The 12,594-nt window shown below is 60.1% G+C and carries 11 protein-coding genes; 7 read left to right on the top strand and 4 right to left on the bottom strand.

What is annotated here, in order from left to right; translation table 11 throughout:
* Positions 1-60 precede the first annotated feature (60 nt).
* Together metK and NPS56_RS16705 are read right to left on the bottom strand one after the other, a co-directional pair.
* The gene (metK, locus tag NPS56_RS16710; RefSeq protein ID WP_274075608.1) at positions 61-1,251 is read right to left on the bottom strand and encodes a methionine adenosyltransferase; all 1,191 of its coding nucleotides are present in this window, start codon (positions 1,249-1,251) and stop codon (positions 61-63) included.
* 18 nt (positions 1,252-1,269) lie between these two features.
* Positions 1,270-2,265: an ArsR/SmtB family transcription factor gene (locus NPS56_RS16705; protein ID WP_274075607.1), complete on the bottom strand. Its 996-nt coding sequence runs from the start codon at positions 2,263-2,265 to the stop codon at positions 1,270-1,272.
* Between the two features lie 258 nt (positions 2,266-2,523).
* On the opposite strand from NPS56_RS16705, the gene tkt reads away from it, so the two are divergent.
* The 6 genes from tkt (at position 2,524) to fba (ending at position 8,803) form a co-directional block, all read left to right on the top strand.
* Positions 2,524-4,521, top strand: coding sequence for a transketolase (gene tkt / locus NPS56_RS16700; protein ID WP_274075606.1), 1,998 nt, complete (start codon positions 2,524-2,526; stop codon positions 4,519-4,521).
* A 192-nt stretch (positions 4,522-4,713) separates the two neighbouring features.
* Positions 4,714-5,769 carry an erythrose-4-phosphate dehydrogenase gene (gene epd, locus NPS56_RS16695; protein ID WP_274075605.1) on the top strand — a complete coding sequence of 352 codons (1,056 nt, stop codon included), beginning with the start codon at positions 4,714-4,716 and terminating at the stop codon, positions 5,767-5,769.
* 26 nt (positions 5,770-5,795) lie between these two features.
* Positions 5,796-6,959: a phosphoglycerate kinase gene (locus tag NPS56_RS16690; RefSeq protein ID WP_274075604.1), complete on the top strand. Its 1,164-nt coding sequence runs from the start codon at positions 5,796-5,798 to the stop codon at positions 6,957-6,959.
* A 35-nt stretch (positions 6,960-6,994) separates the two neighbouring features.
* The gene (locus tag NPS56_RS16685; RefSeq protein ID WP_274075603.1) at positions 6,995-7,216 is read left to right on the top strand and encodes a hypothetical protein; all 222 of its coding nucleotides are present in this window, start codon (positions 6,995-6,997) and stop codon (positions 7,214-7,216) included.
* A gap of 56 nt (positions 7,217-7,272) precedes the next feature.
* On the top strand, positions 7,273-7,605 hold the full coding sequence (locus NPS56_RS16680) for an MliC family protein (protein ID WP_274075602.1): 333 nt from the start codon (positions 7,273-7,275) through the stop codon (positions 7,603-7,605).
* Between the two features lie 133 nt (positions 7,606-7,738).
* Positions 7,739-8,803 carry a class II fructose-bisphosphate aldolase gene (gene fba / locus NPS56_RS16675; protein WP_019694035.1) on the top strand — a complete coding sequence of 355 codons (1,065 nt, stop codon included), beginning with the start codon at positions 7,739-7,741 and terminating at the stop codon, positions 8,801-8,803.
* Between the two features lie 42 nt (positions 8,804-8,845).
* Here fba and NPS56_RS16670 read toward each other — a convergent pair whose 3' ends face one another.
* Entirely contained in the window at positions 8,846-9,229 is a 384-nt protein-coding gene (locus NPS56_RS16670) for a hypothetical protein (RefSeq protein ID WP_274075601.1), read from the bottom strand.
* 215 nt (positions 9,230-9,444) lie between these two features.
* Positions 9,445-10,113, bottom strand: a complete 669-nt coding sequence (locus NPS56_RS16665) for a polysaccharide lyase family 7 protein (RefSeq protein ID WP_274075600.1) — start codon at positions 10,111-10,113, stop codon at positions 9,445-9,447.
* Between the two features lie 321 nt (positions 10,114-10,434).
* Here NPS56_RS16665 and NPS56_RS16660 point away from each other — a divergent pair, with 321 nt between their 5' ends.
* Positions 10,435-12,558 (top strand): putative bifunctional diguanylate cyclase/phosphodiesterase, encoded by a 2,124-nt coding sequence (locus tag NPS56_RS16660; protein WP_274075599.1) that lies wholly within the window; start codon positions 10,435-10,437, stop codon positions 12,556-12,558.
* Positions 12,559-12,594 lie beyond the last annotated feature (36 nt).

Genomic DNA, 12,594 nt, shown 5'->3' with positions numbered 1-12,594 from the left:
CAGGCATGAAAAAACCCCGCACGGCGAACCGTGCGGGGTTTCGGGTACCACCCGGAAGACTTACAGGCCGGCTGCGGTGCGCAGGTGCTCGGCGCGGTCGGTTTTTTCCCAGGTGAAGGTGGTGAAGGTGTCTTCGCCAACCGTCTTGGTTGCCGGGGTGCGACCGAAGTGGCCGTACGCTGCGGTTTCCTGGTACATCGGGTGCAGCAGGTCGAGCATGGTGGTGATTGCGTAAGGACGCAGGTCGAACACTTCGCGGACCAGTTTGACGATCTTGTCATCGCTGATCTTGCCAGTGCCGAAGGTGTTCAGCGAGATCGAGGTCGGCTGGGCGACACCGATGGCGTAGGACACCTGGATTTCGCAACGCTCGGCCAGGCCGGCAGCGACGATGTTCTTGGCCACGTAACGACCGGCATAGGCGGCCGAGCGGTCAACCTTGGATGGATCCTTGCCGGAGAACGCGCCACCGCCGTGGCGGGCCATGCCGCCGTAGCTGTCGACGATGATCTTGCGGCCGGTCAGGCCGCAGTCGCCCACCGGGCCACCGATGATGAACTGGCCGGTCGGGTTGATGTGGAACTGCGTGTCTTTGCTCAGCAGTTCGGCAGGCAGGACGTGCTTGACGATCAGCTCCATCACGCCTTCGCGCAGGTCTTTGTACGACACGTCCGGGTTGTGCTGGGTCGACAGCACAACGGCGTCGATACCCACGACCTTGCCGCCTTCGTAACGGCAGGTGACCTGGGACTTGGCGTCCGGACGCAGCCACGGCAGCAGGCCGGACTTGCGGGCTTCGGCTTGCCTTTGTACAAGCTGGTGCGAGAACGTGATCGGGGCTGGCATCAGCACGTCGGTTTCGTTGCTGGCGTAGCCGAACATCAGGCCCTGGTCGCCAGCGCCCTGATCTTCGGGCTTGGCGCGGTCGACACCCTGGTTGATGTCAGGGGACTGCTTGCCGATGATGTTCATCACGCCGCAGGTCGCGCCGTCGAAGCCGACGTCGGAGCTGGTGTAGCCGATGTCGGTGATGACGTCACGAACGATCTGCTCCAGGTCAACCCAGGCCGAGGTGGTGACTTCGCCGGCGATGATCGCCACGCCGGTTTTCACCAGAGTCTCGCACGCCACGCGGGCGAACTTGTCTTCAGCGATGATGGCGTCCAGCACCGCATCAGAAATCTGGTCGGCGATTTTGTCCGGATGCCCTTCAGACACGGACTCGGAGGTGAAAAGGGAGTATTCGCTCATCTCGATGTTTTCCTGAAATTACCGATGGTGAGTGTCGCCAGCCGACCGCTGAAAATGGCGGACCTGGATCTGGAAACCATTACGTAAGCCTACATAGAGGCTTTCTCCGGGGACGAGTCCCGCAGCGGTGGCCCAACGGGCCAGATCGTCCTGTTCAAACCCCAGCCAGAGATCACCGCAGGCCTCCTTGGCCCAACTCTGGTTGTGGCTGCATAAATCTGTCACCAGCAGGCTGCCGCCTGGTTGCAGCAAATTGGCCATGTGCTTGAGCGCATCGGCCGGCGCGGCAAAGTGATGCAGCACCATGTTCAGTACCACGCAATCGGCCTTGAGGCTGACGCCGTTCAAGGCATCGGCCAGTTGCAGGCTAACGTTAGTCAGCGAATCGCGTTCGCACACCTGGCGCGCCAGTTCGAGCATGGCCTGGCTATTGTCCAGTGCCGTGACCTGGGTGAAACGACGTGCCAGTTCCGGCAGGAAGGCGCCGTCGCCGGGGCCGACTTCGATCGCCGTGGCCGCGCTGCCAAAGCTCAGTTTGTCGAGCAGGGCCACCACGCTTTCGCGGTACTGCGCCAGGCCGGCGATCAGGTCTTGCTGGGCGCGAAATTTCTCGGCGACCCGTGAGAAAAAGTCCTGGCTGGCCGCCTCGCGTTGCTTGTGCACTTGAGTGATGCGCATCTGCACGTCGGCAGGCAAGGTCAGGTTGTCCACTTCTTCAAGCAGGGCCGCGTGCAGTTTGCCCCCCGGCAACTCGGTGTGGGGCAGGGCGCGACGGTAGAAAATCGCATTGCCTTCACGGCGGGTGGCGACAAGGTCAGCCTGGGCCAGCACCTTGAGGTGATGACTCATGCCCGATTGGCCGATGCCGAAGATCTGCGCCAGTTCCAGTACGCCGAACGAATCGTTGGTCAGCGCGCGCAAGACATTCAGGCGCAGGGGATCACCGCCGGCCTTGCACAAGGCCGCCAGCTCATCACAATCGTCCTGGCGAATGGAGGGCGCGCGTAAATTCATAGGCCGGCAGTCTAGTCACGCACCGGAAGCACCGCAAGATCAATATCAAAAAGTTTTGATATTGATCGATAGATGGCACTTCTCACGAACTGGTTAACTCTACAAGGCAACAGCGGAAAGGTTTCACCCGCCTAATCCGTCAACAAGCATGGGAAAAACGCCTTCAGATGACTTTCTGTCATTGCCCCAAGGTGTCCCGGTGAGGGAAAATGCTCGCCTTTTTCCGATTCGTTTATATCAAACCCCAGGAGATCAGCGATGCCTAGCCGTCGTGAGCGTGCCAACGCCATTCGTGCCCTCAGCATGGATGCCGTGCAAAAAGCCAACAGCGGCCATCCCGGTGCCCCCATGGGTATGGCGGATATCGCCGAGGTGCTTTGGCGCGACTACCTCAAGCACAACCCGAGCAATCCATCGTTCGCCGACCGTGACCGCTTCGTGCTGTCCAACGGTCACGGCTCGATGCTGATCTACTCGCTGCTGCACCTGACCGGCTACGACCTGTCGATCGATGACCTGAAACAGTTCCGCCAGCTGCACAGCCGCACCCCGGGCCACCCGGAGTTGGGCTACACCCCAGGCGTCGAGACCACCACCGGTCCACTGGGTCAGGGCCTGGCCAATGCCGTGGGCTTTGCCCTGGCTGAAAAAGTCATGGCGGCGCAGTTCAACCGTCCTGGCCACAACATCGTCGACCACCACACCTACGTGTTCCTGGGTGATGGCTGCATGATGGAAGGCATCTCCCACGAAGTCAGCTCCCTGGCCGGTACCCTGGGCCTGGGCAAACTGATCGCCTTCTACGATGACAACGGCATCTCCATCGACGGCGAAGTCGAAGGCTGGTTCACCGATGACACGCCAAAGCGCTTCGAATCCTACAACTGGCAAGTGATCCGCAACGTCGACGGTCATGACCCGGAAGAGATCAAGACGGCGATCGAGACCGCGCGCAAGAGCTCGCAGCCGACCCTGATCTGCTGCAAGACCACCATCGGCTTCGGTTCGCCGAACAAGCAAGGCAAGGAAGACTGCCACGGCGCCCCGCTGGGTGACGCGGAAATCGCCCTGACCCGTGCAGCGCTGAAGTGGAACCACGGCCCGTTCGAAATCCCGGCCGACATCTATGCCGAGTGGGACGCCAAGGAAGCTGGCCGCGCCGTGGAAGCCGAGTGGGACCAGCGTTTCGCGGCCTACTCCGCCGCGTTCCCGACCGAAGCCAACGAGCTGATCCGTCGTCTGAGCGGCGAGCTGCCGGCTGACTTCTCGGAAAAAGCCGCTGCCTACATCGCCGAAGTGGCCGCCAAGGGCGAAACCATCGCCAGCCGTAAAGCCAGCCAGAACGCCCTGAACGCGTTCGGTCCGCTGCTGCCAGAGTTCCTCGGCGGTTCGGCTGACCTGGCCGGTTCCAACCTGACCCTGTGGAAAGGTTGCAAAGGTGTCACCGCCGATGACGCCAGCGGCAACTACATGTACTACGGCGTGCGCGAGTTCGGCATGACCGCAATCATGAACGGCGTGGCCCTGCACGGCGGCCTGGTGCCTTACGGCGCGACCTTCCTGATGTTCATGGAATACGCGCGCAACGCGGTACGCATGTCGGCCCTGATGAAGCAGCGCGTGATCCACGTCTACACCCACGACTCCATCGGTCTTGGCGAAGACGGCCCGACTCACCAGCCAATCGAGCAACTGGCCAGCCTGCGCTGCACGCCGAACCTCGACACCTGGCGTCCGGCCGATGCCGTTGAATCGGCGGTGTGCTGGAAGTATGCGCTGGAGCGTAAAGATGGTCCTTCGGCCCTGATCTTTTCGCGTCAGAACCTGCAGCACCAAACCCGTGATGCCGGCCAGATCGCCGACATCAGCCGCGGTGGCTATGTGCTCAAGGACTGCGCAGGCGAGCCTGAGCTGATCCTGATCGCCACCGGTTCCGAAGTGGGTCTGGCCGTTCAGGCCTTCGACAAACTGACCGAGCAGGGCCGCAAGGTGCGTGTGGTTTCCATGCCATGCACCAGCGTGTTCGATGCCCAGGACGCCGGCTACAAGCAATCGGTCCTGCCGTTGCAGGTCAGCGCCCGTATCGCCATCGAGGCGTCCATCGCCGACTACTGGTACAAGTACGTCGGCCTGGAAGGTCGCGTGATCGGCATGACCACCTACGGCGAGTCGGCGCCTGCGCCTGCCTTGTTCGAAGAGTTCGGCTTCACCCTGGAAAACATCCTGGGTCAGGCTGAAGAGCTGCTGGAAGACTAAGCAAAACGCGGCGGTTTCAAGACCGCCGCCGTCCCCCCCTGTAGGAGCGAGCTTGCTCGCGATGGTCGTTAACGATAACGCTGGCTATCTGGATAAATGCGTTGTCCTTAAGTCCATCGCGAGCAAGCTCGCTCCTGCAAGGGGCGAGTTGCACATAAGAATTTCGTCTGACTGCGTCTATCGAGAACCCCAATGCCTCAACCGCGTCCCTACAAAGTTGCACTCAACGGCTACGGCCGGATTGGTCGCTGCGTCTTGCGTGCGTTGTTCGAGCGAGGCGAAAAGGCCGGGTTTGAAATTGTCGCGATCAACGACCTGGCCGACATGGCCAGTATTGAATACCTGACACGCTTCGACTCCACCCACGGGCGTTTTCCCGGAGAAGTGAAGGTCGACGGCGATTGTCTGCATATTAATGGCGACTGCGTGAAGGTCCTGCGCAGTGCCACTCCCGAAGGCATCGATTGGGCGTCGTTGGGCGTCGATCTGGTGCTGGAATGCTCCGGCGCCTACCACACTCGCGAAGACGGCCAGCGGTTCCTCGACGCCGGCGCGCCGCGCGTGCTGTTTTCCCAGCCGATGGCCAGCGAGGCGGATGTCGACGCCACCATCGTCTACGGTGTGAACCAGGATTGCCTGACCGGCGACGAGCTGCTGGTGTCCAACGCCTCCTGCACCACCAACTGTGGTGTGCCGCTGTTGCGCCTGCTGGACCAGGCCATTGGTCTAGAGTACGTGTCGATCACCACGATCCACTCGGCCATGAACGACCAGCCGGTGATCGACGCCTACCATCACGAAGACTTGCGCCGCACCCGTTCGGCGTTTCAGTCGGTGATTCCGGTGTCCACTGGTCTGGCGCGCGGCATCGAACGTTTGCTGCCGGAACTTGCCGGGCGAATTCAGGCCAAAGCCGTACGTGTGCCGACGGTTAACGTGTCTTGCCTCGACATCACGATGCAGACCGTGAGCGACACCGACGCCGCCGAGGTCAACCGGATCCTGCGCGAGGCTGCCACCAGCGGCCCGCTCAAAGGTCTGCTGGCCTACACCGAGTTGCCCCACGCAAGTTGTGATTTCAACCACGACCCACATTCGGCGATCGTCGATGCCAGTCAGACTCGAGTTTCCGGCCCAAGGCTGGTGAACATCCTGGCCTGGTTCGACAACGAATGGGGTTTTGCCAACCGAATGCTGGACGTTGCGGAACACTATCTGCACACAGCCTCAAAAAAACCTGCTCTCTAAGAACAGCTACTCAGGAAATGCGACCCATGACCGTGTTGAAGATGTCCGACCTCGATCTGCAAGGTAAGCGCGTACTGATTCGCGAAGACCTCAACGTCCCAGTCAAGGACGGTGCCGTCACCAGCGATGCGCGAATCCTGGCTTCGCTGCCGACCATCAAGCTGGCCCTGGAAAAAGGCGCGGCCGTGATGGTCTGCTCGCACCTTGGCCGTCCGACCGAAGGCGAATTCTCGGCCGAGAACAGCCTCAAGCCAGTGGCCGACTACCTGAGCAAGGCCTTGGGTCGCGAAGTGCCGCTGGTGGCTGACTACCTGGGCGGCGTCGACGTGAAAGCCGGCGACATCGTCCTGTTTGAAAACGTGCGCTTCAACAAGGGCGAAAAGAAGAACGCCGATGAGCTGGCCCAGCAGTATGCGGCCCTGTGCGACGTGTTCGTGATGGACGCCTTTGGCACCGCGCACCGTGCCGAGGGTTCGACCCACGGCGTGGCCAAGTTCGCCAAGATTGCCGCTGCCGGTCCTTTGCTGGCGGCCGAACTGGACGCACTGGGCAAGGCGCTCGGCGCCCCGGCTCAGCCAATGGCCGCCATCGTGGCAGGTTCCAAGGTCTCGACCAAGCTAGACGTGCTCAACAGCCTGAGCCAGATCTGCGACCAACTGATCGTCGGCGGCGGTATCGCCAACACCTTCCTGGCGGCTGCCGGTCACCCTGTCGGCAAATCGCTGTACGAGCCGGACCTGCTGGACACCGCTCGCGCCATCGCCGCCAAAGTCAGCGTGCCGCTGCCGGTAGACGTGGTGGTCGCCAAGGAATTCGCTGAAAGCGCTACGGCCACTGTGAAGCTGATCGCCGATGTGGCCGCCGACGACATGATCCTGGACATTGGTCCGCAGACGGCGGCCAATTTCGCCGAACTGCTGAAATCGTCCAAGACCATCCTGTGGAACGGCCCGGTCGGCGTGTTTGAATTCGACCAGTTCGGTAACGGTACCAAAGTGTTGGCCCAGGCCATCGCAGACAGCGCGGCATTTTCCATTGCTGGCGGTGGCGACACCCTGGCGGCCATCGATAAATATGGCGTCGCCGAGCAAATCTCCTACATTTCTACCGGCGGCGGCGCGTTCCTGGAGTTCGTCGAAGGCAAGGTGTTGCCAGCCGTTGAAGTCCTGGAAAGCCGGGCCAAGGCCTGAGGGTCGCCCGTTTGACCAGGAAAGGGAGTGTTCAAATGGTCAAGACCTTAGCGCTGTTGATCGTCGCGGGATCGCTGGCGGCTTGCGGGAGTAATCCCAAAGCCACGCCGGAACCCGCGCCGTCCGCGCCCCGGAACGGTTGCAACCAGGCCGACTGGCAGGCGGAGACCAACCCGGTGCTCAACAAGCGTTCCGGGCCTGAAGGCCTGGACAAATACGAGACACAGACCCCCGCCAAGGAACATGGTTGTCCTTGACGGGTCTGACTCTTTACTCAGGGCTGGCGGTGTCTGCCGTCAGTCGAGGGACACGGATGAAAGGCTTTATCGCCATTACGGCGCTGGCATTGCTGGGCGGGTGCGCCAACTGGAACCCGTTCCAGTCGACCACCGCGGCGGATGACTGGACCACCTGGACCTGCGACAGCCAGGCCAAAGTGGTTTGGCGCTACACCGACGACAGCCACAACGAAGTCGACGTGCGCCTGGGCGGGGCCGATCAGGTCCATCGCCTGAAGCAGGAGCCGGGCGCGTCGGGTTCGCTGTACAGCGACAACATGCTGGCGTTTCACATAAAAGGTGAGGAAGGCCTGGTCTACTGGGTCGCCACCAATGATTTGATTGGCCGAGGCTGTAAAGCCCAATAACAACGGCCAGACCGCAAAAGCATTGACCGTATTCGCAGCCCGGACCAACCCCCGATCTGCAATAACTTGAATAGCCGCCGCCGCTACGGCAGGCTGGCACGATTAACGACCCAAACCGGGAGAGACACACACAATGGCACTTATCAGCATGCGCCAGATGTTGGACCACGCAGCCGAGTTCGGCTATGGCGTTCCAGCCTTCAACGTCAACAACCTTGAGCAGATGCGCGCCATCATGGAAGCCGCTGACAAGACAGACTCCCCGGTGATCGTCCAGGCTTCGGCCGGTGCTCGCAAATACGCCGGCGCACCGTTCCTGCGTCACCTGATCCTGGCAGCCATCGAAGAATTCCCGCACATCCCGGTGTGCATGCACCAGGACCACGGCACCAGCCCTGACGTCTGCCAGCGCTCCATTCAACTGGGCTTCAGCTCGGTGATGATGGACGGTTCCCTGGGCGAAGACGGCAAGACCCCGACCGACTACGACTACAACGTACGCGTCACCCAACAAACCGTGGCCATGGCTCACGCCTGCGGCGTATCGGTAGAAGGCGAGCTGGGCTGCCTGGGTTCGCTGGAAACCGGCATGGCCGGTGAAGAAGACGGCATCGGCGCCGAGGGCGTTCTGGATCACAGCCAAATGCTGACCGACCCGGAAGAAGCCGCTGACTTCGTCAAGCGCACCCAGGTGGATGCCCTGGCCATCGCCATCGGTACCAGCCACGGCGCCTACAAGTTCACCAAACCGCCTACCGGCGACGTATTGGCGATCGACCGTATCAAAGAGATCCACAAGCGCATCCCGAACACCCACCTGGTGATGCACGGTTCGTCTTCGGTTCCGCAAGAGTGGCTGGCGATCATCAACCAGTACGGCGGCGACATTAAAGAAACCTACGGCGTTCCGGTTGAAGAAATCGTCGAAGGCATCAAGCACGGCGTGCGCAAGGTCAACATCGACACCGACCTGCGCCTGGCATCCACCGGCGCCATGCGTCGCCTGATGGCCACCAACCCGAGCGAGTTCGACCCACGTAAATTCTTCGGCGCCACGGTGACTGCCATGCGCGACGTGTGCATCGCCCGTTACGAAGCCTTCGGTACCGCGGGCAACGCTTCGAAGATCAAGCCGATCTCCCTGGAAGCGATGTTCCAGCGTTATCTGAAAGGTGAGTTGAACGCCAAGGTCAACTAAGCCTCAGGTGTTTGATAAAAAACCCGCCGATCGGCGGGTTTTTTATGGAAGAGCGGTAATTCTGACAAATTCTATATCAAGTATGCGCAGTGTCTGAGTATGAGGATCGCAACATACGCGTTTTCCCTTGAGTGATTCATAACGCCGATCGCTGGCTTCGAGAATGAAATATCCGGATCGCGCGTAGTGGTCACGTTCGTTTGACCCGGCAAAGTAAATATCAGTTTGCGCGCCAGTCGAATTTCTGAACCGATAGTCCCCGACCAACACGTACTCAATCATGCCAACGCGCAATGTACCTGTCATGGCGCCGCTTCTGTCAGTGCTGGAAGTGATGTTCAATTCGTAAGGCGTTCCTGCTTCATCAGTGGCGCTATAGGCGGCAGTGATGTATCCCTGCATGTTGATCTTTTGCTGAGCACTCATGGAACCTTCCTTGATTCGATCTGGAGACCAGGAGAACTATTGGGGGGCGCTGAAAAAGAATAATTTCGAGATCGCGAATATTCACCTGTTATAAATGACAGTTATTTATTCGATGTTGTTATGTTGGTGCGAATATCAGGTAATAAGCTTTCAGTGTTGAATTGCATGAAAAAACCCGTCGTGAGGGACGGGTTTTTTGTGAACTCGAAAAGCGCTTATTTATCGTGATCGATATCCAGCTTGCTGAATGTCACTTTCCCGCCCTCACTGGTGTACCCGGTGTTGTCCTGCACATACACCCCAGCCTTGAAGTACAGCGGTTTGTCGCGCCAGGTGGCGCTGATATTGGTGTCCCACTGGTAGCCCGCCGCACTGACGCCCAGTGCGCCGCCGGGGCTCAGGTGGATGAGGTAGTTGAACTCATTATTGAGCTTGATCCCGGTGGCGAGGGTGATGACCCGGCTTTCGGCGTCGTCTGGGTGCATGCGCACCTTGATCACGAGGTTGCCGGTCTCGGTCTTGGTCTTGTATTGGTATTCGAGTTTGACCATCGGCTTCTGGCTGTTATAGGCGTGGATCTGCCCGATCACGATCTTGCCCGAGCTCGGGACCTGGTTCACCGCCAGGGTGGCGTGAAGCAAGTTGTCGGCGTCCGGGTAGAACCAGTTTTTCAGCGTGCCGTTGCTGTAGGTTTCACGCAGCTCGGTACGAGGGTAGATCGCGTTTTCAGTGCGCGAGCCGGTCACCGGTGACCAGAAAAACAGAACGCCGGTGTCAGAGTGGAAGTATTGATCCTTGAAGCCGTCCACCAGTTTTGAGGTTTCAACCGTGTAGGGCGGGCTGCCGACGGGAACACTGAGGTTCCAGGTTGCGAGGTCAATCATAATCAAAGCTTCCGCGAATTAATGCTGCACGCACGTGCCAAACGCTCTGGCACGTGCCTTTGGGGGCGGTCTTTATAAGCGTAGAGGACTATTTTGTTAACGCCCGCCGGGCAGTTAATTGGTGCCAACATCCTGTCGAAGTGCCATCCTGCCCGGTTTTAGCGGGCTGCGTGGCCGACCGTTAGTCGGCAAATGACGCTTCGGTCGAATGATGGCGCACTGACACCTTCTGCTTTCGCAGATCCCGGTCTAGAGTGAAGGCACAGTTTCTGTCCGGTTTTCACAAGAAGTCGGCCTGACATCCAGCCCTAGAGAAGCAGCATGGAATGCGCGCACCCAATGCCAGCTGAAGGCAATTCAACCCTGTTGATCGTCGATGATTACCCTGAAAATCTGGTGAGCATGCGCGCCTTGCTGCAGCGCCAGGATTGGCAGGTGATCACCGCTGCATCCGGTTTCGAGGCGCTCGGGCTGTTGCTTGAATACGATGTCGACCTGGTGTTGCTGGATGTGCAGATGCCGGGCATGGACGGTTTTGAAGTGGCGCGCCTGATGCGCGGCAGCCAAAGGACCCGCCTGACACCGATCATTTTCCTCACCGCCAACGAACAGTCCCAGGACGCCGTGATCAAGGGTTACGCCAGTGGCGCGGTGGATTACCTGTTCAAACCCTTTGATCCGCAGATTCTCAAGCCCAAGGTCCAGGCGCTGCTCGAGCATCAACGCAATCGCCGGGCATTGCAGCGCCTGAGCCATGACCTGGAGGTCGCTCGCGCGTTCAACGCCTCGGTGCTGGACAACGCCGCCGAGGGCATCCTGGTGGTCGGCGAGGACGGCCTGATCCAATTTTCCAACCCGGCGATGTCGCGACTGCTCAACGCCACGGTGCAGGAGCTGCAGGGCAAGGAGTTCCTGGATTTCCTGCAAAAACCGCACATACCGGTCTGGGCCGATTCTGACCTGCTGGCCGGGTACAAGCGCGGCGAGACCTTGCGCCTGCACGACGCCCTGCTGCGTACTGCCCCCGGGCAACAGGTGCCGGTGGCACTTTCTTGCGCGCCGCTGCCCACGGAACAACATGCAATGGTGGTGACAGTGCTGGACATGTCGGTGGTGCGCCACCTGCATCAGCAACTCGAGTTCCAGGCGGTCACCGACCCGCTGACCGGGCTGCTCAACCGTCGCGGCTTTTACCAGACCGTGGAAAACCTGCTGTTGCGCGGCGAACGTGCCGACAGCGCCTGGGTCCTGTTGTACCTGGACCTCGATGGCTTCAAGCGGGTAAACGATTCTCTCGGCCACGATGCTGGCGATCGGGTGTTGCGTTGGGTGTCCGAACAGTTGAAGGCCTGCCTGCGTCCGTTCGATATCCTGGCACGCATGGGTGGTGATGAATTCACCGCGTTGCTGGACCTGGAGTTTCCCGAGCAGGCGGCCAAGATTGCGGAAAAGCTCATCGAACGGGTGTCGGTCTGCCAGCAAATCGATGGTCTGGATATCGTCCTCGGTGCCAGCATCGGCATTGCTACGTTCCCCGACTGCGGCGCCAATCTCGACGGCTTGCTGCGCGCGTCCGACATCGCCATGTACGAAGCCAAGCGCGCCGGCCGGCAACAGTATCGGTTTTACGATCACGAAATGAACGGCCGGGCACGTTCGCGGCTGATGCTCGAAGAAAGCGTGCGAACGGCCATCGAGAACCGTGATTTCAATCTCGTGTATCAGCCGCAGGTGGCGGTTGCCGATGGACGGATTCGCGGGTTCGAGGCGTTGTTGCGCTGGCAGCACCCGAGTGTCGGCGATGTTCCGCCAGGCTTGTTTTTGCCGCTGCTGGAAGAGGCGCGCTTGATCAGTCGCCTGGGCAGCTGGATCTACCAGCGCAGTGCCGGGCAACGCAAAGCCTGGGAGACATTGTTTGCCGAGGACCTGGTGGTGGGCGTCAGCTTGAGCAGCACCCAGTTTGCCATGCCCCATCTGGTCACCGAGTTGCGCCTGGTACTGGAGCGACATGGTTTGCAGCCACGTCACATGGAAGTCGAGGTGACGGAAGAGGCCTTGATGCATAATCCGGAGGAAACCCGTAAACAGCTGCGTTTGCTGCGCAATCTGGGGGTGCGGGTGGCGCTTGACGATTTCGGTTCCGGCCCGTGTTCACTGTCGCACCTGCGCGATCTGCAACTGGATACACTCAAACTCGACCGCCATCTGATCAGCCGGCTTCCGCAGTCCTCAAGGGACGCGGCGCTGGTACGCAATGTGGTCGACCTGTGCAAGGAGTACGGGATGCTGGTGATTGCCGAAGGGGTCGAAACCATGGCGCAATACCAGTGGCTGCAAGCCAATGGCTGTGAGTATGTGCAAGGCTTCCTGGTGGCCCGACCGATGATGGCCGAAGACACCGAGAGCTTTGTGCAGCCCTTCGACTGGGGCGCGCTGACTGGCTGAATTCGCTACACTGGCGACCTTTTCGTGATTTGTGTT

This window comes from Pseudomonas putida (genome assembly GCF_028682635.1).
GTDB lineage: Bacteria > Pseudomonadota > Gammaproteobacteria > Pseudomonadales > Pseudomonadaceae > Aquipseudomonas > Aquipseudomonas putida_AE.
The sequence above is the reverse complement of the archived record's forward strand: the minus strand, read 5'-3'. Positions and strand labels throughout refer to the sequence as shown.